The organism is Flagellimonas alvinocaridis, from assembly GCF_965248585.1.
Lineage (GTDB): Bacteria > Bacteroidota > Bacteroidia > Flavobacteriales > Flavobacteriaceae > Flagellimonas > Flagellimonas alvinocaridis.
The window spans coordinates 580059-605310 of sequence record NZ_OZ252111.1 but is presented as its reverse complement, the minus strand read 5'-3'; the positions used below and the strand labels follow the sequence as shown (position 1 = coordinate 605310).

The 25252-nt window shown below is 43.1% G+C and carries 21 protein-coding genes; 7 read left to right on the top strand and 14 right to left on the bottom strand.

The genetic code is table 11. The features are described from left to right. Window positions 1-153: 153 nt before the first annotated feature. Genes ACP14V_RS02675 through ACP14V_RS02660 form a run of 4 tightly spaced genes read right to left on the bottom strand, consistent with a single transcriptional unit; the run spans window position 154 to window position 5132 of the window. Complete coding sequence (locus ACP14V_RS02675; protein WP_272610755.1) at window positions 154-1302, bottom strand: N-acetylglucosamine-6-phosphate deacetylase; 1149 nt, start codon at window positions 1300-1302, stop codon at window positions 154-156. A gap of 1 nt (window position 1303) precedes the next feature. Continuing rightward, the gene (locus ACP14V_RS02670; RefSeq protein ID WP_272610756.1) at window positions 1304-2782 is read right to left on the bottom strand and encodes a sodium:solute symporter family protein; all 1479 of its coding nucleotides are present in this window, start codon (window positions 2780-2782) and stop codon (window positions 1304-1306) included. Between the two features lie 30 nt (window positions 2783-2812). Further along, the gene (locus ACP14V_RS02665; RefSeq protein ID WP_272610757.1) at window positions 2813-4360 is read right to left on the bottom strand and encodes a DUF4838 domain-containing protein; all 1548 of its coding nucleotides are present in this window, start codon (window positions 4358-4360) and stop codon (window positions 2813-2815) included. 10 nt (window positions 4361-4370) lie between these two features. Beyond that, a complete protein-coding gene (locus ACP14V_RS02660) occupies window positions 4371-5132 on the bottom strand; it encodes a 6-phosphogluconolactonase (RefSeq protein WP_272610758.1) in 762 nt (253 codons plus the stop codon). A 219-nt stretch (window positions 5133-5351) separates the two neighbouring features. Between ACP14V_RS02660 and ACP14V_RS02655 the strand changes: the two genes are divergently transcribed. The 6 genes from ACP14V_RS02655 (at window position 5352) to ACP14V_RS02630 (ending at window position 13976) form a co-directional block, all read left to right on the top strand. Beyond that, window positions 5352-6380, top strand: a complete 1029-nt coding sequence (locus tag ACP14V_RS02655) for a LacI family DNA-binding transcriptional regulator (RefSeq protein WP_272610759.1) — start codon at window positions 5352-5354, stop codon at window positions 6378-6380. A gap of 320 nt (window positions 6381-6700) precedes the next feature. Continuing rightward, entirely contained in the window at window positions 6701-9361 is a 2661-nt protein-coding gene (locus ACP14V_RS02650; RefSeq protein ID WP_272610760.1) for a PSD1 and planctomycete cytochrome C domain-containing protein, read from the top strand. Beyond that, entirely contained in the window at window positions 9358-10881 is a 1524-nt protein-coding gene (locus tag ACP14V_RS02645; RefSeq protein ID WP_272610761.1) for a DUF1501 domain-containing protein, read from the top strand. The genes ACP14V_RS02650 and ACP14V_RS02645 overlap by 4 nt, the downstream gene beginning before the upstream one ends. Window positions 10882-10905: 24 nt before the next feature. Continuing rightward, a complete protein-coding gene (locus ACP14V_RS02640) occupies window positions 10906-11781 on the top strand; it encodes a sugar phosphate isomerase/epimerase family protein (protein WP_272610762.1) in 876 nt (291 codons plus the stop codon). Beyond that, window positions 11782-13170 (top strand): c-type cytochrome domain-containing protein, encoded by a 1389-nt coding sequence (locus tag ACP14V_RS02635; protein ID WP_272610763.1) that lies wholly within the window; start codon window positions 11782-11784, stop codon window positions 13168-13170. Window positions 13171-13289: 119 nt separating this feature from the next. Continuing rightward, window positions 13290-13976, top strand: a complete 687-nt coding sequence (locus ACP14V_RS02630; RefSeq protein ID WP_272610764.1) for a type ISP restriction/modification enzyme — start codon at window positions 13290-13292, stop codon at window positions 13974-13976. A 23-nt stretch (window positions 13977-13999) separates the two neighbouring features. Here ACP14V_RS02630 and ACP14V_RS02625 read toward each other — a convergent pair whose 3' ends face one another. The 6 genes from ACP14V_RS02625 to ACP14V_RS02600 form a co-directional block, all read right to left on the bottom strand. After that, window positions 14000-14401 carry a hypothetical protein gene (locus ACP14V_RS02625; RefSeq protein ID WP_272610765.1) on the bottom strand — a complete coding sequence of 134 codons (402 nt, stop codon included), beginning with the start codon at window positions 14399-14401 and terminating at the stop codon, window positions 14000-14002. Continuing rightward, complete coding sequence (locus ACP14V_RS02620; RefSeq protein ID WP_136565498.1) at window positions 14398-14817, bottom strand: GreA/GreB family elongation factor; 420 nt, start codon at window positions 14815-14817, stop codon at window positions 14398-14400. The genes ACP14V_RS02625 and ACP14V_RS02620 overlap by 4 nt, the downstream gene beginning before the upstream one ends. A 9-nt stretch (window positions 14818-14826) precedes the next feature. Beyond that, window positions 14827-16119: a Glu/Leu/Phe/Val family dehydrogenase gene (locus tag ACP14V_RS02615; RefSeq protein WP_272610766.1), complete on the bottom strand. Its 1293-nt coding sequence runs from the start codon at window positions 16117-16119 to the stop codon at window positions 14827-14829. A gap of 446 nt (window positions 16120-16565) precedes the next feature. Then, window positions 16566-16925: a potassium channel family protein gene (locus ACP14V_RS02610; RefSeq protein WP_272610767.1), complete on the bottom strand. Its 360-nt coding sequence runs from the start codon at window positions 16923-16925 to the stop codon at window positions 16566-16568. Between the two features lie 176 nt (window positions 16926-17101). Continuing rightward, complete coding sequence (locus ACP14V_RS02605) at window positions 17102-17989, bottom strand: leucine-rich repeat domain-containing protein (RefSeq protein WP_272610768.1); 888 nt, start codon at window positions 17987-17989, stop codon at window positions 17102-17104. A 135-nt stretch (window positions 17990-18124) separates the two neighbouring features. Continuing rightward, window positions 18125-20038 (bottom strand): ABC-F family ATP-binding cassette domain-containing protein, encoded by a 1914-nt coding sequence (locus ACP14V_RS02600; RefSeq protein WP_272610769.1) that lies wholly within the window; start codon window positions 20036-20038, stop codon window positions 18125-18127. Between the two features lie 65 nt (window positions 20039-20103). Here ACP14V_RS02600 and ACP14V_RS02595 point away from each other — a divergent pair, with 65 nt between their 5' ends. Further along, complete coding sequence (locus ACP14V_RS02595; RefSeq protein ID WP_272610770.1) at window positions 20104-20517, top strand: DUF983 domain-containing protein; 414 nt, start codon at window positions 20104-20106, stop codon at window positions 20515-20517. On the opposite strand, the gene ACP14V_RS02590 is transcribed toward ACP14V_RS02595, so the two are convergent. From ACP14V_RS02590 to gldM, 4 genes are all read right to left on the bottom strand, one after another. Next, window positions 20514-21569 (bottom strand): NAD(P)/FAD-dependent oxidoreductase, encoded by a 1056-nt coding sequence (locus ACP14V_RS02590; protein ID WP_272610771.1) that lies wholly within the window; start codon window positions 21567-21569, stop codon window positions 20514-20516. The genes ACP14V_RS02595 and ACP14V_RS02590 overlap by 4 nt on opposite strands. A gap of 348 nt (window positions 21570-21917) precedes the next feature. Then, window positions 21918-22304 (bottom strand): hypothetical protein, encoded by a 387-nt coding sequence (locus ACP14V_RS02585; RefSeq protein ID WP_272610773.1) that lies wholly within the window; start codon window positions 22302-22304, stop codon window positions 21918-21920. A gap of 399 nt (window positions 22305-22703) precedes the next feature. Continuing rightward, on the bottom strand, window positions 22704-23606 hold the full coding sequence (gene gldN, locus ACP14V_RS02580) for a gliding motility protein GldN (RefSeq protein WP_272610774.1): 903 nt from the start codon (window positions 23604-23606) through the stop codon (window positions 22704-22706). Between the two features lie 18 nt (window positions 23607-23624). Continuing rightward, entirely contained in the window at window positions 23625-25196 is a 1572-nt protein-coding gene (gene gldM, locus ACP14V_RS02575; protein ID WP_272610775.1) for a gliding motility protein GldM, read from the bottom strand. Window positions 25197-25252: the final 56 nt, after the last annotated feature.

Here is a 25252-nt window from a genome sequence, read left to right as displayed (position 1 = left end):
TTCTTAGGCATCCTGAAAATGAGCATCTTCACTTTTCTAAAAATATAAATATTATACGCATTAACCATTCCGTCATACATCTTTCATGAAGTTGAAGTGAAATCGGAATTGATATAAAAGTTGTGAAGCTTGTTCGGAAATTTCGGTATCGCTTCAACGGGAATAGACCACTCTTCCCGATTTTATGGTTTGGACAATTTCAATCTTGTTTGATCTACGTTCAAAAACCACAAAATCGGCCTTACCATTTTCGCTGAGGCCATAACCTTGAACATTCATGAGTTCCAAAGGTTTTTTGGATGCCATGCGCCATGCCTTTGACAAGGAAACCAAACCCGAGTTTACCAAATGGTCTATACAATGAACAAGCGTTTGTGCAGAACCCGCCAAGAGTTCTGGATTTTTCTTCATGAAGAGCCTTCCCTCCCCATTCAATTCAATAGCCCCCCCAATATGGGAAGTATAGATTCCCGGAGGTAATCCTGCAAATTGGGTGCAGTCACTTACCAAAATGCTCTTCTCTGGTTTTACCTTGATAAAAATCTTCAACACGGATTCTGGAAGATGAAACCCATCGGCAATAAGGGAAATCCAGAGATCATCCGAAGCCAACTGCTCCCAAATATAATTCGGATGACGTGGTAAGTTAAGGTGGGCGGCATTTCCCAAATGGGTGGACATGCGGGCACCTGCCTTCACCGCCTCCTTGATTTGATCGGGGTTTGCCGCGGTATGACCAATGGAAACCAACACTCCCGAAACAACACATTTTTTAATAAAATCATCGGCTCCCTCCCGTTCCGGGGCAAGGGTAATCAGCTTTATCCGGCCCTTGGCATACTCTTGCCATGTTTTAAAAAGCTCCCAATCTGGATTTTTAATATGTTCAAGCGGATGCGCACCACGCGGGCCTTCTTCGCCGGAAAGGAACGGGCCTTCCAGATGGATGCCACCAATGGAATCATTCACAAGTTTGTCTTCCTCACAAGCTTTCGCAATAGCCTGAAGGGCATTCTTTATATTCTTGTCTGAATTGGTGATCAAGGTAGGATAGAAGGTGGTGATCCCCACTTCCCATAATAATCGGACGGCATTCGCCACGTCTTCTTTGGTGATGTTGCCGCTATTAAAATCGATTCCCTTGTACCCGTTTACCTGAAGATCTACCAATCCCGGGGCTATCCTATGAAAAGCTTCATTTGAAGGTACATCCACCACATGGGATATCGTCCCATTTTCAATATGGATTTCAATACCCTTCCCACTTTCAAAATGTATACCTCTCAAACAGGTTTCCATCATGTTATCCTTTTGACTTGCTATCCAATTTAAGGTGTAAATCCTTTACTTCAGCGGGCACAGGTCTATTATTCAACCATCCCCATAGCACAAAGAGAAAAAATGACACCAAGGTCGGACCTCCAATTTCCAATGCAAGGGAATGCGTTGGAAACAGTTTCAATCCCATAAAGGCTAGAAGTCCCCCAACAATGGAAATCAGGGCCGCCCTTCCATCACTTTTTGCAAAAGCGGGCAACAACCCCAAGATCATGGGAATGGAAATGGGCCCGAGCAATGCTGCAAACCAACTGACAATCAACCCGAAAACTCCTCCAAAATAACTGGAATTCAGCGCTGTAATGATGGTACAGAGGGTAAAACAAAAGGTGGTGACCCTAGCAAGGCGCAACAACTTTTTATCGGTAAACGTCCTTATTTTAGGAAACAGAACAGGAAGTATGTCTCTACTGATCACCGCCGATACCGTGTTTGAATCCGAAGCGGTCATGGACAAGGTATTGGCAAACAATGAAGCCAGCACAAGCCCCACCAGGCCCGAGGGTAAAAACTCTTTGACCAGCATTCCATAAGAAAGTGTGGGGTCCGAGAGGTTCTCAAAGAACAATGGAGCACTGAACATGGGATAAAAAAGCACCAAGGGCCAAACAAAATAGAGCATCGATGACAGTATGGCAGCTTTTTTGGCCATCTTTCCCGATTTGGAAGAAATGAACCGCGTTGCCAAGTTCCATGTACCTCCACTATAGCTAAAAAAATTAATGATCAGTATCACACAGACAAAACCAAAGGTGTAGGGTTCATTGAACAGATTGGAATTCCTTTGGGGTAATCTATCCCATACCGTGAAAATGCCATCCAGACCATCATCCAACTTTAAGAGAATCACCACGAACATGGTAATTCCTGCCAGTAACTGGACCATGAACTGTCCAAAATCGTTCCAAACGTCTGCCCAAAGCCCTCCAATGGTAATATATATGAGTGAGATCATTCCCACCAAGATGATACCGAAACTAATGGAAGTCCCGCTGAATACATTCAACAAAACGGCAATGGCAGCCAATTTACCCCCGGTATCAAAGACCTTTATTATGGCCCCGGTCCAAGCAATCAGTTGTTGGGTTTTCAGGTCGTATCGTTTGAGCAAATATTCTGTGGGGGATTGCACCCCGGAAAAAATGCGGAGACGGGACCAGCGTGGGGCTATAAAGAATGCCGCCATCAAAGTAGCCAAGGCTACGGTAAAGGCCCACCAAACGTACAAACTGAAGCCGTGGGTGTAGGCAATACCGGCATAGGCCACAAAAACAGCACCGCTATATCCCGAAACATGGTGCGAGATTCCCGATAACCACCAAGGAAGCTTTCCTCCCGCGGTATAAAAGTCGGCCGAATTCTTTACTCGAAAGTAGGCCCAGAGACCAATGCCCAAGAGCATCAGAAAATAAAATGACAATACAATCCAGTCGAGTATCTGCATGATTTAAAATGGGATTATCCCTGTCATTGGTTATTTTGCCTTTGCAAGTCGGTCATAAAGCACCTTCACTTGCTGGACCCGTATGTTGTTCTGTTCCTGAAGTTCAGCATCATAAAGAAACCCCTTGTTGAGTTCGATGTACCGTTTGTTGAGCGTTTCCGCATCGGCCAAGACAGCGTCCAATTTTTTAAGTAAGCCTGGAGTTTCCGTAACTGAAAAATCTTTGGAATTGTATTGGGCCTCCACCGCTTTAAAATCCAAATAGTGCATCCGCAAATCGGCCATCAGCTTAAAATGCTCAAACTCCTGCTGGTTCTTTCGGGGTTCAATCTGTTTGATTTCTTTCCGAATGGGGTCATATTTGGCCTTCACGTCATCAATACTGGCGCTTTGTTCAGGTTTTCCATTAGTAATCAACTCTGAATCCGCAGAAAGGAACTTCCATAACACTTGACTATCCTTATCGCTTAAACCAAACCGTTCCTTCCCATACTGTAAAGCAAAGGATTGGCCATTGATGGGAGTCTCTTTCTTCAAGGCCTCGGCATAACTCGCGATCAAAATTCGAAAACCGGACATGGGATAATTGTTCCTGATCTGTACCATATCCAGCACATCGTATCCAGAATCCCAAGTAAAACCATACACTCCGGAAGTGGACCAGGAAGTCATCACCATACCTGTGTAGCCCGCTTGTCTAGAGTAAGGGATAAAGTCGCTCTGGTTATTAAAATGTTTTTCCCATTTGGTCACATACCAATTATCCGGATGGGAGCGTATGGCCGGAGAGCCCCAAAAGGTAAAACCAATTTTCTGAAGGGAAGGAATGTCGCCAAAGTGACTTATTTTCCATCCGTAATTCCAATCCACAAAAATGGTTTCCGCCGGTAAATCCGCTGCTGCTTCGGGGTGTTTTAGAATAATATCGGCCCACATGACCGGTATTTTCCCCAATCCGATGACAATTTCAGATATCATTTTCATGTGGTCCACAAACAGCTTGGACTTGCTATATTTTTCCGATTTCTCCTTACATCGTGGACAATGTCCCAATAAATAAGTTTCATCTCCACCAATATGGATGTAATCTGAATTATGTGTTTCCGCCATATCGGTGAACAACTCTGTAAATAGAGCTTTGCTGGCTTCATCTTCCATGGGACAGAGTTGGGAAATATCCTTTTGGTCTTCTTTCAATTCACTATATCTGGGGTTCCTTAGGATATATTCCACATGCCCCAAACTCTGCTGTAGTGGAATCACCTTTATACCCAAACCGTCGCAGTAGGCAATAAAGTCATTGATTTCCTCTCGGGTGTACGAATACTTGTTGGAAATGGCGGGGTGGTTCTTAAACGGATAGGTCCCCTCCCATTCCATGACCAAGGTATTTATCCCAAAATCTGCCAATTCCTTGGCAAAATTTTTCAAGGCTTCTGGCGTCATGACCTGTATCCTTAGGTCAATATGAAACCCCCTTACCTGAAAATCAGGGGTATCTTGCCCCCTCAAAATCAAAGATGCCTTAAGGCATAACACCAGAATCAACAGGGCTCTTAACATGTGTTTTGAAATCATATCGTTTCTTTTAAATTGAAATTTCCATAACTTTTTGATACGCATCTTCATCAAAGTAAAACGTGCAATCTGGGTGTGTGGTCAAGATAGATGCCGGACAGCTTTCGTTGACCGGTCCCATCAATGTATTTTTTACCGCCTCACTTTTGTTTGTTCCCAAAACAACGCAGAATATCTTTTTTGTACGGAACAAGGCGGGTACGGTCAAAGTCAGGGCTTTTTTGGGGACATTCTCCAAACTTTCAAAGCATTTATCATTCACCTGTTGCATCCTGCAAGCTTCATCCAATTCAACTACCTTGATGGTCTTGGAATCGTTAAAATCTGCCACTGGTGGGTCATTGAACGCAATGTGTCCATTTTCACCGATGCCCAAACAAACCATATCGATTGGCTTCTCATTCATCAAATTTGAATATCGGGAAATCTCACTTTCCACATTACCAAATGGGTCTATCAAGATTTGTTTCTTCAAGGGAACCTTTAAAAAAAGTCGCTTTTTTAAATATTCCGAAAAATGCTGTTCCGCTCCTTTGGGCAGTCCCAAATACTCATCCATGTGAAAAGCCGTTACCTTGCCCCACTCAATACGTTTTGAGGCCGACAAGTAATCCAACATGGCATCTTGTGAGGGTGCCGCCGCAAAAATTATTCTAATATCGTCTTGCTGCTGCTGAAGTTTAACAAGGTGCTCTTCAACTGCCCTTCCTGCCGCCTCTCCTGCTTCCTTTTTAGAAGCATACACATTTATATTATCGTGGTTTTCCCCCATTCTTCTTTAACTAGAAAATGATTAGGAGCCAAATATAGAATTTGAACAATATTTATGCAAACGTTTGCATAAATAATTTCGAATCAAAATAAATTAAATAATCCTCTTAGCACTAAAAATCCATTAAATTTGTCTGTATAATTGGAAAAAACGTCCAGTGTTCGATTAATGAACAATTCCAAAATTTAAAATTAACGCAAACGTTTGTAATTCGCTATAATGTCCAATCCAAGAATAACCCTTAAAGATTTGGCCAAGGAGCTACAGCTATCCCCCTCTACCATTTCCAGGGCTATTGCGGGGCATCCGGCCATAAGCGAATCCACAAAAAAGAAGGTGCAAAAAAAGGCCGAGGAGCTTGGCTTTGCACCCAACTCCATTGCTGCTGGTTTTCGAAAAAAAAGAACCTATTCCATTGGGGTGATCGTACCCCAAATAGATGTCCATTTTCATTCTTTGGTCATTAGTGGTATTGAAGACTTGGCCTATAGGGAAGGGTATAACATCACCATATTCCAATCCAAGGATTCCATCGATAGGGAAAAGGAAATTGCCAAGATCCTACAGAATAGATTGGTGGAAGGCATCATTGTGTGCCTTTCCAACGAGACCAAAAGCTACACCCATTTTAAAAGGTTGGTCAAACTTGGGGTTCCCATCATATTCTATGATCGGGTCCCTACAGATTTTCAGGCCAATAAAGTGGTCATAGATGATTTTGGCTCTGCCTTCAAGGCCACAGAACACCTCATAGAACAAGGGTGTAAAAGAATAGGTCATATTGCAGGAAATCAAAGCACCTCAATATTTAAGCATCGTTTTGAAGGATACAAAGCCGCACTGAAGGCGCATAATATCCCCTATAATCCTGATTTGGTCCTCGAAACCCAAAACCTCAGCTATGAAGAAGGGGCTATTTCCGCCCGTAAACTTATTGCTTTGCCCCAAATACCTGATGGAGTTTTCTGCTCCAACGACTACACGGCCATCAGCGCGGTTCAAGTTTTCCAGAAAGCTGGATTTAAGGTTCCCGAACAAATAGCTGTTGTGGGATTCAGCAATTATCCCATATCCCAAGTAATCCAGCCCAACCTTACCACGGTAAATGATCGGGCATTCCAGATGGGAGAGGCCGCCGCCAAATTGTTGATACGGCAAATCGAGAACGAAGACAATGCCATCGACTTTGAAACCATCACCCTTAAAACGGATTTAGTGATTCGGGAATCTTCACTTAGAAAAAAATAATCCCAAGACCACTCTTTTGTCGATTACCACCCAAAATTTATGTGCACTTCAAGTTTAGCACTATGCAATTTCCCCAGTTTCGAAAAAGAACACAAATTATTCAAAAGTTCAAAAAACAAATCACAAAAAAGTCTTCGTACGGTCCTAAGAAATTCCAATGATTACATACATTTACAAAGTGGCAAAAAAAGTACTATTTTTTGCATCATTTAATGTAGATTTTCATAATTATTCTATATAATATTTACAAATACTCAAAAAAAATGCCGATTCGACATTTTCTGATATTTTCTACAGCAACAATTTTGTCCGTTATGCTCATGGGTTGCAACACTGGTGAAAAGGTTGATTTTGCCAGTGAAGTACGACCTATTCTGAACAAACATTGCATTACCTGTCATGGTGGGGTCAAAAAAAGTGGTGGCATCAGCTTCCTTTTTGAGGAAGAGGCCTTGGTCGAAGGCGAATCGGGCAAAAGGGCCATTGTTCCAGGCAACGCAAGTGCCAGTGAATTCATCCGCCGTCTTCATGAAGATGATCCAGAACTGCGGATGCCCTATGAAAAACCGGCGTTGAACCAAGAAGAAATCGATTTACTGGAGCGGTGGATCGATCAAGGTGCCGAATGGGGAAAACATTGGGCCTATACCCCACCCCAAGACATTTCAGTTCCGCAACCGGATCAAGAGGCAGGTTTTTTACCGGAAAAAAGTGACTTCATCCAAAGCGACATTGACCATTTTATCATGGCCCGTCTTGAAGAAAATGAGTTATCTCCCAATGCACCGGCCCCAAAAAACATCATTGCCAGGCGATTGGCCTTTGATTTAACCGGGCTACCTCCCAAAGCCGAATGGTTTACTTCCTACACCCAAGGCGAAATGGAATATGAAACTTTGGTGGACAGCCTTTTGGCTCAACCTTCCTTTGGTGAAAAATGGGCCAGTTGGTGGTTAGATCTTGCACGCTACGCGGACAGCAAAGGGTATGAAAAAGATCAAGGCAGAACCATGTGGAAGTACCGGGATTGGGTCATAAATGCCCTTAACGAAAATATGCCCTACGACCAGTTCACCACGGAACAGCTTGCCGGTGATTTATTGCCTGACCCGTCCATGGACCAACTTATTGCCACAGCCTTCCACCGAAACACCATGAACAACGATGAAGGAGGTACAGAGGATGAAGAATTCAGGGTTGCTTCAGTACTGGACCGCGTCAATACCACCTTCCAAGTATGGCAAAGTACCACCATGGAGTGTGTTCAGTGCCATAGCCATACGTATGATCCTTTCAGGCATGAGGAATACTATAATATGATGGCCTTTTTCAACAACGCCATGGATGAGGACACCCCCCATGAGGATCCTGTATTGAAATTCTATAGCGAAGATGACCAAAAGACCCTGAACGAAATCTTTCAATGGAACCTAAAGTATGGAAACCAGGAAGTAGCCGATAAATTCAACAAGTTTTTAATGTACAATGAGCCGTTCTATCAGGTTCACCATGCCAAGAACTTTGTCAATGGCGAACTGGCCGATACCAAATACCTCTCGCTTTGGCCCAATGGTTCCTGTTACTATGATGACATTTATACCCAAGGCTCGCCCAACCTTTATTTTAAATATTGGGCCAATGACAATGGTACGGTCATGACGCTTCGAAAAGACAACAATGAAGGTGAAGTCTTGGCGCGTTTCAATATTGATAAGACTCCTCGGGAAATTATCCGTAAAGTGCCCTTTGCCGAGGTACAAGATTCCATTCGTTTGTTTTTTGAAGCTGAAAACCCAACACTGCCCGAACAGACGGGGACCAGCTTTATTTCTTGGTTTGCCTTTTTGCCCGACCTTCCCGGCGAAGGACAACCTGGGCATGATCAAATCCAGAAAAAATTCCTAGATCTTTTGAACACCGTCACCCCAACGGTGCCCATCATGATAGAGAACCCGGATTATATGACCCGTACGACCCGGGTTTTTGAACGTGGAAACTGGCTTACCTTGGCTGATACCGTCACCCCGGTCACACCCGCAATATTGAACCCATGGAAACAGGAATGGCCCAAAAACCGTTTGGGGCTTTCGCAATGGTTGGTGAGCAAGGAGAACCCCTTGACCGCACGTACCTTGGTAAACCGGGTTTGGCATCAATTGTTCGGAAATGGTTTTGTGGCTTCGCTTGAAGATATGGGATCACAATCCGAGCCTCCTTCCCACCCTGCTTTGTTGGATTGGTTATCACTTCGGCTCATGAATGAAAATGAATGGCAGTTGAAATCGCTCATCAAGGATATCGTCATGTCCGGTACTTACCGTCAAAGCTCTGAAGGAAATCCAACGTTGCATCAAATAGACCCAGAGAACAGGCTTTATGCCCGTGGTCCAAGATTACGTTTGACTGCGGAACAGGTTAGGGACCAAGCTTTGGCCGTTTCAGGACTGTTGAGTTCAAAAATGTATGGCCCCAGTGTTATGCCCCCACAACCTGATGGGGTTTGGCAAACCGTCTACAGCAGTGAAACTTGGGTGGAAAGCAAAGGAGAAGACCGTTATCGTCGTGGCCTTTATACCTATATCAAACGCACCAGCCCATATCCCAGCTTTATGAGCTTTGATGCCAGTAGCCGTGAGGTATGTACCATCCGAAGAACCGTGACCAACACCCCTTTACAGGCCTTGGTGACCCTCAATGACCCTGTATATCTTGAGGCAGCCCACCAACTGGCCATCGACATGAAAAAAGCGGAAAATATTGAAAGTGCCATTACCCGGGGCTATGAAAAAGCCGTGTTTAGGGAATTGAGCCCAGATAAAAAACAGGCATTGTCCGAATTGTATGAAGAATCCTTGGCCACCTTTAAAATGGACGCGAAGGCCATGGATGACTTTTTGGGAACCGATGATGCCGAATTGGCCGCATTGACCGTTGTGGCCAATGCCATTATGAACCTTGATGAATTTATTACAAAGTCATGAGCAAAGATTCTTTGGACCGATTGATCCACGAAAAACTGATGCGTGAAGTACAGGCGCAGACCCGTCGACATTTTATGAAACAGTGCGCCACGGGAATGGGCGGCTTGGCATTGAGCGGTTTCTTGGCTTCTTGTAATTTTCAGAAAAATGACCCGGTAGCAGCCCTAAAAAAAGGCTTCCAGTTAACTGAAAGGGACTTGAATCCCTTGGCCACATTACCTCCACCTTTTGCGCCCAAAGTAAAATCAGTGATCTATCTGCACATGGCGGGATCGCCTTCGCAGTTGGAAATGTTCGACTATAAACCCGAACTGGCCAAATTGCACAACCAAGATTGTCCACAATCGCTTTTGCAGGGCAAAAAATTTGCTTTTATCCGTGGTACCCCAAAACTTCTTGGCCCCCAAGCCAAATTTGAACGAGTCGGCGAAAGTGGCAATTGGGTCTCGGAAAACCTGCCCCATTTCAAAAAAGTGGTGGATGAAGTGGCTTTTCTAAAAGCGGTGAACACGGACCAGTTCAACCATGGACCCGCCCAATTGTTCATGCATACGGGAACACCCCGTTTGGGAAGACCAAGTGTTGGATCATGGGTCACCTACGGACTTGGGTCTGAAAACCAGAATTTACCCGGTTTTGTGGTGCTCACCTCTGGTGGACAGGCGCCCAGTGCGGGAAAAAGTGTTTGGGGAAGTGGGTTTTTGCCCTCGGTTTATCAGGGCGTGCAGTGCAGGTCAAAGGGAGACCCTGTACTCTACATTGATGACCCCAAAGGCATGTCCCGCGATTTAAAGAAGAGCACTATTGATGCCATTAACAAAATCAATAAAGCCGAATATGCCCAATATGCCGACCCAGAGATTCTGGCGCGCATCAATCAATATGAAATGGCCTATCGCATGCAGATTGCCGTTCCTGAAGTAATGAACATCAACAGTGAACCAGATAATATCAAGGAAATGTACGGGGTGGAACCTGGAAAGGAATCCTTTGCCAACAACTGTCTGCTTGCGCGAAAACTGGTGGAACAAGGCGTACGCTACGTACAATTGTTCGATTGGGGCTGGGATAGTCACGGAACAGACCACAGTACTGCCGTGGATTTGGGACTTCGGAACAAATGCCGACAAATAGACAGACCCATGACCGCGCTCCTATTGGATTTAAAACAACGTGGTCTTTTGGATGATACCTTGGTGGTTTGGGGCGGTGAATTTGGCCGTACCCCCATGAAAGAAAACCGGGAAGGCAAGGAAATGGGCTACATGGGCCGGGACCACCATGGTGATGCCTTTACCATGTGGATGGCCGGTGGAGGTATCAAAAAAGGAGCCTGCCATGGGGAAACCGACGAAATTGGGTTCTCTGCAGTGGATGGGGCAGTTTCTGTACACGACGTTCATGCCACCATGCTGCACTTGCTCGGCTTTAACCACGAACAGTTCACTTTTGATTTCCAGGGAAGGCCTTTTAGGTTGACCGATGTACACGGGGAAGTCATCAAAGAAATATTAGCGTAATTGCAACCAAACTTTAACATACTCATGAAAAAACACCTCTATCTAGTAATGATTCTTTTTGCCACTACCCTCTATCCCCAAAAAGGGGAAATCCTTTTTTTTCAGACCAACTGGGGAAACACCCTGAGCTGGGATGCATTTTGCGAACAGGCCAAAGCCTCCGGTTTTGATGGTATTGATGTTTGGCTTCCGAATGAGGCAGAAAGTCAACAGCAACTGAAAGCTGCATTAAAAAAACATGACTTACAACTCAATTTGATGCATGGAACCGACAACAGTCTTCCCTTTGAGGAAAGTTTGGAGGCCTATACAAAGAAACTGCATGTATTGGTGTCGTGGAAACCCGTGGTCATCAACAGTCAAACCGGTAGTGACTTTTTTACTATGGAACAGAATACCGCCTTCATAAAGGCGGCCAACGCTATCAGCAAGGAAACCGGCATTCCCATTTATCACGAAACCCATAGAGGACGGTTCAGTTACACCTTGCCCATTACATTGGACTATTTAAAAAAGATATCCGATTTACGCCTTACTGCCGACATCAGCCATTGGATGGTGGTCCATGAATCCTTATTGGAAGGCAGGGATGCCATGCTTTCCGAAGTGATTGCAAAGACCGACCATATCCATGCACGTGTAGGCCATGCCGAGAGCCCCCAAGTAAACGACCCCAAAGCTCCAGAGTGGAAAAGGGCCGTTGATCGCCATTTGGATATCTGGGAAAAGGTCATCAGAAAATTTTGGGTAGAAAATGACCGTCCCATGACGGTTACCTCGGAATTTGGGCCACCTTATTATATGCCTGCCCTTCCGTATACCCAACTTCCCGTATCGAACCAATGGGAGGCCAATGTTTATATGATGAACATTATAAAACAAAGACTCGGCATAGATTAAATGGATATTCTTTCACAGTTATTGGGGCGGTTACATCCTCTAATTGTACACCTGCCCATAGGTTTCTTGGTACTGGGCGTACTTTTATATTGGACCGACCGTAAGACAAAACAGTACACCGGGCTATTGTCCACCTTGTTCCTATGGGCGGGAATTGTCTCGGTCTTGGCCTGTATAAGTGGATTCCTGCTATACCAAAATGAGGGCTATGGGTTTGATACCGTCAAGGGCCACCTCTGGTTTGGAATCATCACTGCCTTGTTTTGCTTTGCATTGTATTTGAAATGGAAGTCGGATTCCGTTGCTGTGTTGCAAAAAGTGTCCTTTCCCATTATGGTTGTTTTAGGGTTGGTGTTGATTTCCATCACAGGGCATAAAGGAGGTAACATCACCCATGGTGAAGGGTATCTGACCGAACCTCTTCCGAGAGGGATAAAAAAAGTACTGGGCATTCCGGTTTTTGAAGAACTCCCCATAGCATTGACCGAAGAATCCTGGGAGAATGCCGACCTGTACGCCGAAGTGGTACATCCCATCCTCAACAATAAATGTGTAAGCTGCCATGGTCCCAAACAGGCCAAAGGGGAGTTGCGGCTCCATATGGAAGATGGTATTCTTTCCGGCGGTGAAAATGGGGAGGTGATCATGGCCCAAAACCCTGATGGCAGTGAACTTTTCACCCGGGTTATTTCTCCCAAAGATACCGATGGCCATATGCCGCCCAAGGAAAAAGAGCAATTGTCCAAGGAAGAGATTGCCATATTAAGAGCTTGGATCGAGGCCGGACACCCTTTTGAAGGTAGTATTGCATCGCATGGATTGGACGAAAGTCTTTTTGAACCCTTCTTCCCCAAAAATGCGGAAGATTTTTATCCAGAAGCCACTTTATCCGCTTTGCCCTTGGACAGTCTGCGGGCCGTCAAGGAAACCGGATTGCATGTGGAGTATCTCAGCAAGGATTCCCCTTGGCTTAGGGTCACCGCAATCAATAAACCTGGATTTTCGTTGACAGATACCATGGCCTTGACCCCCATAAACGATTTTATTGTGGAACTGGATTTGTCCAATACGGCCATAAACGATTCCATTTATCCGTATTTGGGCCATTTACCCCACCTGACCGTGCTGAACTTGGGTCAAACCGAAGTCACGGACCAAGGTATTGAGGAGTTATCCCATCTTTTGCATTTGAAACATCTCAATCTGACCGGTACTGGTATAACCTCAAACTTGTTTAAAAAATTGGAGCATTTCCCATCCCTGCAAAAAGTATATGTTTTTGGGACTGCGTTGCCTTCCGATGGTCCAAAAGAAGTGCGTAAAGGGTTGGACGTGGATTATGGCGGGTATACCCTTCCACGAATTGCTTCGGATTCAATTATTTACTAAAGTATCTGAAAAAGATCCATGCCAAATCCGCAACCCTGATGCGACATCTACCCAATACATCCTTTCTTTCATTGGTGGCCATTAATCTTTACCTTGGTATCAATTGATTGATTAAAAGCATGGTTGTTTTTCCAAAATCATATCCAAGTGCATTGCACAGTCAACAGTTGACTGATTTTATAAAGCAATGGATAGAAGTTCACCCAGATGTTTTACAGCAAATCATCGAGACTCTGAAATTAGACTATGATCATGGGGAATTTACTGGAAATGTATGCTTTATCAACAACCCTCAAATCCGAGAGGACTATAAGAATGCTTTTTCCACTGAAGACCTTTTCCATTATAGTTATGCAACAATGCATGCATCCCATCTTCGGTCTAAATACGGAGATTTTTGTTGGTCCAATACAGCATTGATCCCAACACCACCAAACAAAGATTCTTTTTGGAAATTGGTGGCCATCGGTGAAAAATTAAATGAATTGCACATTATGGAAGTGATGGACGATTTTAAGATCGGCAAACCGATTACCAACGACACATTGCAAAAAACCGCCCATCCCATTCCCAATGAATTTCATGTATTGGTGGAAAGTAGCCCCACTATAATTGAAATAAATGATTGGACCTTAAATTTCAGTATTGGTCCTTACCACCCTATCCGCAGCGTTATGAGCACCACACCTGCTACTTCCTTTAACAAAATAGAGTTTAAGGAACTTATGCTTACCATAAGAAAAATACGCAATAGTCAATCCTTGCTTGCCCAAATTGATGAGGTTTTAGAAACCTTTGATCAATAGCGCCGCATGTTACATTGTCCAAATCATTTTGCAAGATGGGCCCTGTTTTTCCCAAGAACACCCAAGAGCACACTTTCCTTTGCTTTCCTGAACTTTTTTAAATGTTCCCTGAACATGCCTCTGCTTTTTTCATGGTGGTGTAAGTGGTACATATCACATTCCAAGGTATCACATTCCACTGCTTTGGCCTTGTCCATTAGATATCGGTTCAGGTTTGCCAAAAGTATGGCATTCTCCCTGCGCAACACACGCAAAATCCCATCCAACTCCTTATTTTCCAATAACTGTTCTTGTACTTTCAGTACATATTGGAGCTCTTTTTCAATAGCCTCAAGCTCTTCTGTCCATTCGTTGATTTCGATATGTTCCCGCTTCAGGAGAATTTGTTCTATCGTATCATGCATGTAAAAAGTAGGTGGGTTCATATTAAGGTGTTTAAATCCAAGGTTTCCTCTGTTTGTTCCACCTTGGCAATTACCAACTTCTTCTCCCCGGCAGGAAACTTCCAGACCACATCATCTCCTTCTGCATAGCCAACAACCGCAGATCCCATGGGGGCCAAAATAGAAATCTTGTCCTGCTTTACATCCTTGTCCTTGGGCATTACAAGTTGAAATCGTTTTTGCCAGCCATCCCCAGAAGTTATCGTTACATAAGAATTGAAACGAACAATGTCATAGGGCATTTCGCTCTCATGGCAAATCTTGGCTGTATCCAACTCTTTGGATAGCCTTTTTGCGGATTCAAACTGCGTATCATCCTTATAAAACCCAGAAAGGTTGGTATACCTTTTCAACAATACAAACTCTTTTTGTTCTATGATCAGTTTTCCGTATTTCATTCGTATTGATTATGGGAAAATTCCTCGTTGCACATAAGTCTGTTCAAGTCTTTCAATGGCTATTACAAACGCCGCTGTCCGCATATCCATTCTTCGTTCTTCCGATGTCTGAATAACTTTTCCGAACGACTCCTTAAGTTTTTCTTCCAATTTTTCCATGACCTTTTCAAGGGACCAAATCTCACCGTTTCGGTTCTGAAGCCACTCGAAATAACTTCCTATTACCCCTCCAGAATTACATAAAATATCGGGGATGATCTCAATTTCCCTTTTCAAAAGGATTTCCTCAGCTTCTACATCCGTTGGTCCGTTGGCTCCTTCCGCAATGAGTCTTGCCTTTATTTTTGGTGCATTTTTGGCCGTTATCTGATTTCCCAAGGCTGCTGGTATAATAATATCACAGTCCAACCCAAAAAAATCATCGTCATGGATCTCTCTGGCACCTGAAAACCCAGAAACCGAGTTTCCATTGGCACTTGCGTATTCAAAAAGAGGTTCTACCGCTATTCCGTCTTCTTCATAAATACTGGCTTTGGCATCTTGCACGGCAACCAGCTTGGCTCCTTCTTTTTCCATGAAGTAGGCTGTCCAATACCCAACATTACCAAAACCTTGGACAATGAACCGTTTGTTTTTAAGGTTTATGTTCCTGTGTTCTGCCCAAAACTTAATACTCAAGAACACACCAAATCCTGTAGCTCTGTCCCTTCCTTCGGAGCCACCTGCCCCAAGCGGTTTTCCTGTAACCACGTGAAGGTTGGTTGAACGTTCTGAAGGAGATTTGGTAGACATGTAAGTGTCCAATATCCAAGCCATGGTTTGGCTGTTGGTGTTCACATCCGGTGCCGGAATATCCAGTTCAGGACCAATATTGTCTCCCAAAGCATAGGTAAATCTTCTGGTTATGCGTTCCAATTCTGACTGAGAGTATTTGGATGGATCCAGTTGGATCCCTCCTTTAGCCCCACCATAGGGTAAGTTGGCAAGTGAAGTTTTCCAAGTCATCCACATGGCCAATGCTTTAGCCGCATCAATATCAACCGTAGGGTGATAGCGTAAACCTCCCTTGTATGGTCCAAGGGCATTATTGTGCTGTACCCTATACCCAGTAAATACTTGAACCTGTCCATTGTCCATCCGAACTGGGAAATGCACCACCAACTCATTGTTGGTGACTTCCAATATTTTTCTAATGTTGGGATTCAGCTCTATGATATCTGCAGCATTGTCAAACTGGCGCATCACATTGTCCAGCATCCCCTGCTTTAACACCCTTTTTATTTTTTTTGTTTTTGTAATCATTACCAATACTTCTTTTAATTAATTTTTTTTGATTTTTAAACTTCTACATAGTTCCATTCAAAGACTACGTACTCCTCTTCTCTTTGGTGCACATATTCACTACATGAATTGATATCGTTATGGTTTGTAGTCAACGAACAATCCGTAAGAAATTTGCAAGTGGAACATAAGCTTCTTTTTAAATTTTTCATCTTTTCCATATTAAGCGTCCCGGGCTTATTCTTGAAACCCAGAACGTATGTGCATTGGGCAAAGGGTGTGCCCAAAACAACTTTTTTATTTAAGCGACTGAATATCAGAACAAAAACAAAACTTCCTGTATTCTAAATAGATAAGATTTTACTCAGTTGGGGAGATTTTACCCATTCTGTTTCAGGTCTAGCAAAACCATAAATTTTGATAAAGATGATTGGGTAAGTATTTGAATTATTTATCAGGCGGGTTTGTTATTTTCTTGTGCTGTTCTTGAATAGTTTTCTGCGTGAGCCATCTTCCAAAATCAACCGCACAATTTTTGCAGTGAATGCCACAAAGGTTCCAATAGATAGAAAGGCATAAATTATAGTGAAGACCTTGCCCAAATCCGTAGTGGGAACAAAATCGCCATACCCCACAGTAGCCATGGTCATCACCGAAAAGTACAACGAATCAATAACGGACCAATGTTCTGTTTGGGAATAGAAAAGGGTAGAGCCTATCAATAAAAACATCAAAAAGTAGCACAGGAATTTAAACTCATCATCATTTTTGATTCCTTTGACAATGGCTTTGGCAAATCGGTAAATGTTCAAAACAAAAGAGAGCACAATACTTCTGTGTAAACTATAAACAATGAATCTAAGTGAAGTTAAACAAAAGAAGGAATCTTTCCCAATTCTCACAATCATTCATGGAAACCGTTCTTCTTCTGATCAAATCCATAAAAAGAAAAAGGGGATACACGCCTGTATCCCCAAACCAAACAAACTAAAGTAATAACTAACTACTCATTTTCGTTGTCATCCTCAAATTTTGTATCCGCCATACGCGAACGTTCAAAATGGATGTCATTAAATCGTGGCGTCAAGGTCTTATCATCACTATCAAAGACCAAAAACTGTTCTGTATTCATCATTTTGAGTCCTGTGTAGGAATCAAATCGATTGTTTTGTAATTGCAACACCTGTATGCTAGCCAATTGTCCGAACTCTGTAGGAATCTCACCTCCCAATTGATTATTGGCCAGTACGAGTTCCTTTAACTGGGTTAAATTTCCCATTTCGGCCGGTATACTTCCTTCCAGGCCATTCTCAAAAAGGCCCAAAGCTTCCAACTGGGTCAGATTCCCTATGGATTTTGGAATGATTCCTTTTAGATTATTGCTGGAGAGATTGAGTTCTTTTAGTTTAGTGAGGTTTCCGAACGTATCAGGAATGGGGCCACTTAAGAAATTGTTGAACATGGAGAGAACTTCCAATTGTTTCATTTTTCCAATACCATCCGGAAGCGAACCTTTGATACGATTCATTTCTAGGCGCAACACTCTAAGGTTTTTTAATTTTACAATATCCTTGGGCAGAACTCCGGTAATATTGTTGAATGCCAAATTCAATTGGGTCAAATGTTTCAGTTTACCCATGCTTTCTGGAAGTACGCCGTCCAAATTGTTCATGAACAAGGTCAACCCCACCACATGGTTGTCTTTTATCTCTACTCCTTTCCAAGTGTGAATTGGAGATTCCATATTCCAGGAATTGTTCCATTTGTCACCTTTGGTGCTGTTGTATAGATCTATGAGGGCATTCCTCTCCTCTTGGGGGACTTCCTGGTTGGCGTAGGTCTTACCTACAGACACCAGCATACATAAGAAGAAAACGGCCAATCGAATCATTGAATACTTATTTTACCCTAAGGAATTTACCTACAAAGTAATCAAAAGACGAAAAAACTTACAAATTTAATCGGTGAATCGAACGCAATTTGTTGTGAACGAGGGTAAAAGTGTGGTGTAAATTTCTATCCCACATCAATTTAGGGACTCCAATTCGTGGGACAAGACCTCCCAATCTTCCATTAAGTTCTCCAACTTTTTCTTCTTGCCTTGATAGGTGTCAAAAAAATTGGGGCGGGCAATGGTCGTATCATAATCCATTAAAAGGTCATGGTCAATGTCGGCTATCTCTTTTTCCAATTGTGAAATTTGCTTCTCAACCCCACTTAATTTGTTCTTAAGGGATTTCAGCTTTTTTTGGACTTGGTAATCATTTTCTTTGGATACCTCCTCTACTTTCTTTTCTACTTTTTTCTCTCCTTTCTCAATTTTTCTGAAGTCGTCTGCCTTGCGCTGCTCCAGATAAAAATCTATGTCGCCCAAATACTCTTTAATACCACCATCCTTAAATTCGTAGACCCTATCTGTAAGTCCTTGCAAAAAGTCACGGTCATGGGATACCAGCACCAATGTTCCTTCAAAATTCTGTAGTGCCTTTTTCAGTACATTTTTGGATTTGATGTCTAAATGGTTCGTAGGCTCATCCATGATCAGGACGTTAAAGGGCTGCAATAACATTTTGGCCAAAGCCAAGCGGTTTCGTTCTCCACCAGAGAGTACTTTTACATATTTTTCCACTTCATCACCACGAAAAAGAAAAGAACCCAATATATCCCGAACCTTACTTCGGTTCTTTTCATTGGCAGCATCGATCATGGTATCTAAAATGGTTTTTTCGCCCTCCAGATATTCTGCTTGGTTCTGGGCAAAATAGCCTAGTTGTACATTGTGTCCAATTTTCAAGCTTCCGGTATGGTCCAACTCTCCCACTATAATTTTGGCCAAAGTGGTTTTTCCTTGTCCGTTTTGTCCCACAAAAGCGGTTTTGGTGCCACGTTCCACCAAAAGATCAATATCTTTTAAAACTTCTTTTTTACCATAGCTTTTGGAAAGGTCATCCAGCTCTGCCACTACCTTACCAGGATTTATTGATATAGGAAAACGAAGGTTCATGACACTATTATCCTCCTCGTCCACTTCAATACGCTCGATCTTGTCCAGTTTTTTAATGAGGGACTGCGCCATAGAAGCCTTGCTCGATTTAGCCCTGAACTTCTCAATTAAGCGCTCGGTCTGTTGTATTTGTTTTTCTTGGTTTTTTTGGGCACTAAGCTGTTGTTCCTTGATTTCCTTTCTGTACTCCAAGAACTTGGTATATGGTTTATTATGATCGTAAATTCGACCTAAGGAAATTTCTATGGTCCTATTGGTTACATTATCCAAGAACATTTTATCGTGAGAAACAATCACAACGGCACCGGGATATGTCTTTAAGAATTGTTCCAACCAAATGATGGATTCTATATCCAAGTGGTTGGTAGGCTCATCCAGTAACAGTACATCGTTATTCTGCAAAAGCAGCTTGGCCAACTCTATCCGCATGCGCCATCCCCCGGAAAAGGTATCCGTCAGCTTATCAAAATCATCCCGCTTAAAACCCAACCCCAACAATACTTTTTCAGTATCGCCTTGATAGTTGTAGCCACCCAAGATTTCATAATGATGGGTAACATCGTTCAAATCTACCATTAGCTGATGATAGCCCTCGCTCTCGTAATCGGTTCGCTCCGCCAAGGCCGTGTTAATTTCTTCAAGCTTTTGCTCCATGGCCTTGATATCTGCAAATGCCTGATAGGATTCGTCCAATACGGTTCGGCCCTGTTCAAAATCTATGTCCTGTCTTAAAAAGCCTATTTTAAGGTCCTTTTCCGTGGCAATGGTCCCCTCATCCGGCGCCATATCCTTGGACAACAATTTCAGCATGGTTGATTTGCCGGCACCGTTCTTACCAATAAGACCCACCCGGTCTCCAGCATTTAAACGAAACGCTATTTCTTCAAAAAGATATTCACCCCCAAAGGCTACTGAAAGATTATGGACATTTAACATTTTATGTGACCTGAATTACAAAACAAAATTACGGTATTGCGTATTTTTGCATAAAATCGCTGCAAATGTTAAAAAAAGGAACCAAACTGTACAGTATTTTAACAGGAAGTTGTCCCAAATGCCATGAGGAAAGCATGTACCAAAACACCAATCCGTATGCTATTTCCCAAATTTTTAACATGAACGAGCGTTGTTCCCACTGCGGCACTAAGTACAAAATAGAGCCTTCTTTTTTCTACGGTGCCATGTACGTGAGTTATGCCGTTGGGGTAGCCTTTGCCGTTGCGGCCTTTGTAATTGCATTTTTGATTTTTAACGCGTCTTTACTAGGCACTTTTATTGCCATAGTGGGCACATTGGTTGTTTTCATGCCCGTGATAGTTCGTTTGTCACGTAATATTTGGGTGAATTTCTTTTTTAAATATGACCCGCAAGCTTCAGTGCATTACACACACAAGCATACCGTAGCGGAAGGTTAATCTGGATAATATTTTTTGGTAAACCGTTGGATGTCCATTTCAGGATCAATCTGTTGTTGGTGCTCAATGGCTTGGTATAATTGGGGTGAAGCATAGGGCGCAATAAGTACGCCCCTAGACCCAAATCCGTTGAGGACGTACAACTTTTTATGTTCTGGGTGTTGCCCTACCAAAGGCCTTCTATCTACCACAGTTGGCCGAATACCCGCCACATGGTCCATCACCTCAAAATCACATTGTAAAAAAGTGGTCAGCTTGTCCAGAAGTTCATTTTTGGATGCTTCGGTGGGCTCATTGGTCTTATCCTTCCATTTATAGGTAGCGCCTACCCGATACAAATCCCCTCCCAACGGAATGGTGAACACAGACGACTTTATCACTCTGCTTTCCTTGTACGCTGGTGCTTTGATCGTCAACAATTCCCCTTTGGTGCCGTTCAAGGGCAGGTAGTTGAAAAAAGGATTGTCTTGAAGGCCATAACCACAGGCAAAGATAATTTGCTTTGCCTCCATGGTTTTGTATGAGACCTTTGCTTCTTCAATTTTAAGGGCGGAAAAATCAAAAGACTCTTTTTTCAAGGCTCCCTTTTGATCCAAATAGGCTGTGTAAGCCTCTACCAAGGTGCCCGTATCTATTCTTCCGGTATAATTGACTACTCCAAAACCATACGGTGCATCTAGAGCATTGTTTTGGTTCGATACAATGGCGGTTGACAAAAAATGGTCCAACCCCGGTTTATCGGCAGCTTCAAACCATGTATTTTGTTCTTCAATAGAGGCAAAACGACGTAACACAGGAACTTTAAAGTCCAGCTGTACCCCCAATTTCTGTTCCAATTGGGCATAGAAAGGTTGAGCCAACTCCATTTGTTCCCTGGCCTTCCAGGCTAAGGTAAACCGCTTTAAAATTACTGGATTGTATAGGCCGCCCGCAACTTGGGAAGCTTGCTGCGATGCATCAGAAACCACTTTAAAAGACTTGCCTTCCTTCTCCAGTACTTCGCAAAAGGAAATTCCGGCCAAGCCCAGACCAACAACCAAATAATCATACATGGTGCAAAAGTAGGCATCTCGAGTAGATGTTAAAGATTAGGAGGCTGGTCTTTTTTACAAATTGACACGAATTACACCAATCGTCACGAATATCGGGTATTTGGTTAGTAGCTATTGGGTGAAACGTGTAGGTGTGGTTTGTTGATTGATAGGTTGCCGCGTTCCTTTTTAAAAAGCTTAAATGTGCTAAGAAAAAAAGGGGGGGGCACGTATCGGTCCTGTGTATGGCTTCGTTGCGTGGGTTTAAGGTACGGATTTTTCAGTTTTGCCTTTTGTTCCTTTGTAGGAATTTAAATTCGATTAACCAAATAGGCCGCAATGAGCTATACACAATGTTAGCTTAGGTGTTTATTTTTTAACAAAAGTCTCGGAGAATGAGTTTTTCGGCCTACCATCTTTATAGTGGTTTTCGGTTGTAATGATGAGTTTGCCCTCAATCAGTTCAAGGGTTTGATTTCTTTCCACGAATTCATTTTTCCAAGTCAATTTTAGTTCGTCCGTTTCATTGGAAATTTCATTAGAGGCATTTTCTCCCCAATCACAATCGGTAGGACGACATTTCCCCCAAATCTGCACATAAAATCGATTATCCTCATATCTAATATTGCATTTGGTAATACCGGGTGCCTCAGTATTCTCATTGGTCCAAAACCCTTCTAAATTAGAATCCGTGGGAGAGTTTTCATAATTCCAGAACAAAACAAGACTTGCAAAGACAAAAATTATTGGTTTCATAGATGTTATTTAAAAATTATCGAACAAAATGCATGTAAGCTAACGTCTAAAGATATGATTCGTATTTAAATGAATTATATCGACTGATTCGTGAAGTTAGCGTTTTCCTACTAAAAAATCCAGCTAGAATTGACGGATATGGGATATAGATTGACAAACGAGCAGGGTGATGGCAATGAACCTTTCCCTCTCCCCTAAACTTCCCTGATTTGCATAAGGTAAAAGATGGCTGTCAAACTTATTCTGATTTCTCGCTTTGTCTTCGACTGCCTGCCTGTCCGTCAGACGGGCGCTCAGACTGACAGCTCGGAATGAGAATCTTATCTTGAATGCATAAAAAACGCCGCACAAATGTGCGGCGTTCTGTCTTATTGAATTGGAAATTTATGGCGGGCTAAATCAATACGCCCACATATCTTGTTCCCTATCGCGGATCACTTCCTTGATTCGTTGTGCTTCCAGCAATTGGAACAGGGCATTGTCAAAAATGTAATCATCTATCTTACGGTCTCCGTGAACGTTGTCCTCTTTATAGATCACTCCGTTGAAACGTCTTGCATTCAACAGCATGTCATAAGAGATGGGTCTTGCGGAGTTACGTTGGTTGTACACTTTGGCTTCGTGCAACACTTGTCGTGCAGCAGGATACCAAACCCAGAACAGCTCTACTTTGTTTTCTCCTGGGTCTATAGATTCATCATCTATAAAGTTTACGTCCGGCGCAACGGGGGCAATCCCCAATAGACGGTACTTCAGTTCCCCTTGACGCTTGTCAAAGTACCAGATTCCCTTTATGCGATACTCTTCAATATCGGCAGCGGTCAAATCCCTTTTGTTGATAAACTCAGGGGAAATCTGCTCACCGGCATTAAATTGCTCGTATCCCAGGTCAGTGGTATCAATTTTAGTCAAGGTAGCGGAAAGATCCGACAGCTTCCGTTTTTCGGTAAAGTACGAATCTGTGTACACCTCGGTCAGTTTCCCATTTCTGATGTTTTTCATCAACACATGGTACAAAGACCTTCGGTCCGCCCCAATACCTATAGTATCGGTGGGATAGTACAACGGAAAGTTGACACGCTCATCCAGGTCAATGGTCTCCCAGACGGTTTTAGACCATAGGATATCCCTATCATCCACATAACCGTATGCCAGAGGAGCGTCATTGTCCTGCTCAATTTGAGCTTCGGTCTTCTTGCCAATATCGGTGGGCAGTTTGGCGTTCAAAATGTTCGCCTGTCCCATCATTGATACGGGCAATACACCCAACAATCCGATTATAAATACATTTTTCCAATTCATGATTACTTCTATACTTTATTAGTTTGTAAGCTCAACCACAACTGGAGATACCTTTTTCAACTTGTAGCTCTTGTTGTTGGTGATATACGCTTGGATATCGAAAATCTGAACAGCATCGCCACGCTGAGCCCTTTGCAAGGCAGACTTGGCACGGTTGTCCAATTTGTTTCCATTTACAACCACGGTAGGCTGACCAGGTACTTTGAACTTGAACTGCCCAACAGCAAGGTTCAAATCAAAATCGAAGTCTTCCAACATGGCGCCAATGGTAGAAATCTCAAGGTTTCTTCTTGGCATTTTAATACTACCAGACTCTCCACGAACCGTACCACCTGGTCTTGGAATATCCTTGATACGGAACTCATTTTTGCTCGATATCGGCTTCCCATCAGGCAATGTTCCTGAAGCGGTAATGGTAACTGTTCTACCCGTACCCGGGTTCATCACATACTGGCTTCCGCTTCTTCTACTCAAACCAGGAGCAGAAGCATTCACCTTGTTGTCAGGAATACCAGGGATGGAGATAGTCATTGGGTTGGCAACACCTCGGTATACTACGTTCATCTTATCTGCAGAGATAACTGCTGCATTAGGCATAGAGATTGTAGCAAAGGTATTGTTCACCTCAACAGGCACCTCTTTTCCATCCTGCATAAAGTACATGGTTCCTTTAATGGTGTGGTCACCTGGGGTACCGGCACTGATCAACATTTTAATACCTCCAGCTTCCAAAGCGTAGTCTTTACCTTCGGCCAAAGTTCTACCATCCAAGGTCAACTCTGCTTTAACAGGAGTGGATGTCTTATCGGTTTTACTTACAATGATCTTACCATCGTATTTTTCACCGGAGTAGTAAGCCGTTTTAGGGGCAGCCAAAGAACTGGCAAAATTGGTCAAGGATACGGCGGCGGTCAAGTTACCTTCCAAAAGGTTTTTCAACACCTCTTGCTCAGTAGTCTTGATATCGGCCTGCAATTGGGTCAACTTGGTCAAAGAGGCCACTAATGGGAACCCTTCGTAGTGATAGTTGATCCAATCTTGACGTGTACCGTCTCTTTTCTCTACCTTACCGTCGGCGTCACCAGTTGCAAAACGGGTCTTTACAGCTTCTTTAACAGCAGTAAACTTTCCTTCTGGCAATGTGTTGATCACACCTTCACGGTACTCATTGATTTGTTTCATGAACTCTTTTCCTTCAGGGCCTAGGTTATCTCCCTGAAAAAACTTTTGGTCCAAATAGTCAGATTTGTCCATGACCACATAATCTTTGGGATCTTCCAAATCGGCGGTCATTTCTTTTTTCAATCCTTCCAGATAGGTATAATACTTATCGGAAAGTTCTTTGATTTGCTGAGCATTTTGGTACAGCGATCCGTACTCTGCCTCATTCTCTTCAGCTTTGGTTCCCAAGCTTGCCAAGAAATCGGAGTTACTGGAGTCCATTCTGGTATTGGAAGTCTCCAGCTTTTCGTTCATAAGTCCGAATGCTGCAAGAACCTCCTTGCTCATATTAAGTGCCAACATCGCGATGAAGATCAAGTACATAAGGTTGATCATCTTCTGACGTGGTGTTTGTTTTCCTGATGCCATGTTTATCTAATTAGAATTATAAATTAATTTGATTTGGGGTTTGATATCATTCAATC

Excerpts from the sequence above, each read along its gene's own strand:
- gldN (WP_272610774.1), bottom strand. The coding sequence starts at position 23,606 with ATGAATTGGAAAAATGTATTTATAATCGGATTGTTGGGTGTATTGCCC.
- ACP14V_RS02650 (WP_272610760.1), top strand. The coding sequence starts at position 6,701 with ATGGGTTGCAACACTGGTGAAAAGGTTGATTTTGCCAGTGAAGTACGA.
- ACP14V_RS02665 (WP_272610757.1), bottom strand. The coding sequence starts at position 4,360 with ATGATTTCAAAACACATGTTAAGAGCCCTGTTGATTCTGGTGTTATGC.
- ACP14V_RS02625 (WP_272610765.1), bottom strand. The coding sequence starts at position 14,401 with ATGAACCCACCTACTTTTTACATGCATGATACGATAGAACAAATTCTC.
- ACP14V_RS02670 (WP_272610756.1), bottom strand. The coding sequence starts at position 2,782 with ATGCAGATACTCGACTGGATTGTATTGTCATTTTATTTTCTGATGCTC.
- ACP14V_RS02595 (WP_272610770.1), top strand. The coding sequence starts at position 20,104 with ATGTTAAAAAAAGGAACCAAACTGTACAGTATTTTAACAGGAAGTTGT.
- ACP14V_RS02655 (WP_272610759.1), top strand. The coding sequence starts at position 5,352 with ATGTCCAATCCAAGAATAACCCTTAAAGATTTGGCCAAGGAGCTACAG.
- ACP14V_RS02635 (WP_272610763.1), top strand. The coding sequence starts at position 11,782 with ATGGATATTCTTTCACAGTTATTGGGGCGGTTACATCCTCTAATTGTA.
- ACP14V_RS02660 (WP_272610758.1), bottom strand. The coding sequence starts at position 5,132 with ATGGGGGAAAACCACGATAATATAAATGTGTATGCTTCTAAAAAGGAA.
- ACP14V_RS02585 (WP_272610773.1), bottom strand. The coding sequence starts at position 22,304 with ATGAAACCAATAATTTTTGTCTTTGCAAGTCTTGTTTTGTTCTGGAAT.
- ACP14V_RS02640 (WP_272610762.1), top strand. The coding sequence starts at position 10,906 with ATGAAAAAACACCTCTATCTAGTAATGATTCTTTTTGCCACTACCCTC.
- ACP14V_RS02675 (WP_272610755.1), bottom strand. The coding sequence starts at position 1,302 with ATGATGGAAACCTGTTTGAGAGGTATACATTTTGAAAGTGGGAAGGGT.
- ACP14V_RS02615 (WP_272610766.1), bottom strand. The coding sequence starts at position 16,119 with ATGATTACAAAAACAAAAAAAATAAAAAGGGTGTTAAAGCAGGGGATG.
- gldM (WP_272610775.1), bottom strand. The coding sequence starts at position 25,196 with ATGGCATCAGGAAAACAAACACCACGTCAGAAGATGATCAACCTTATG.
- ACP14V_RS02645 (WP_272610761.1), top strand. The coding sequence starts at position 9,358 with ATGAGCAAAGATTCTTTGGACCGATTGATCCACGAAAAACTGATGCGT.
- ACP14V_RS02620 (WP_136565498.1), bottom strand. The coding sequence starts at position 14,817 with ATGAAATACGGAAAACTGATCATAGAACAAAAAGAGTTTGTATTGTTG.
- ACP14V_RS02630 (WP_272610764.1), top strand. The coding sequence starts at position 13,290 with ATGGTTGTTTTTCCAAAATCATATCCAAGTGCATTGCACAGTCAACAG.
- ACP14V_RS02605 (WP_272610768.1), bottom strand. The coding sequence starts at position 17,989 with ATGATTCGATTGGCCGTTTTCTTCTTATGTATGCTGGTGTCTGTAGGT.
- ACP14V_RS02600 (WP_272610769.1), bottom strand. The coding sequence starts at position 20,038 with ATGTTAAATGTCCATAATCTTTCAGTAGCCTTTGGGGGTGAATATCTT.
- ACP14V_RS02590 (WP_272610771.1), bottom strand. The coding sequence starts at position 21,569 with ATGTATGATTATTTGGTTGTTGGTCTGGGCTTGGCCGGAATTTCCTTT.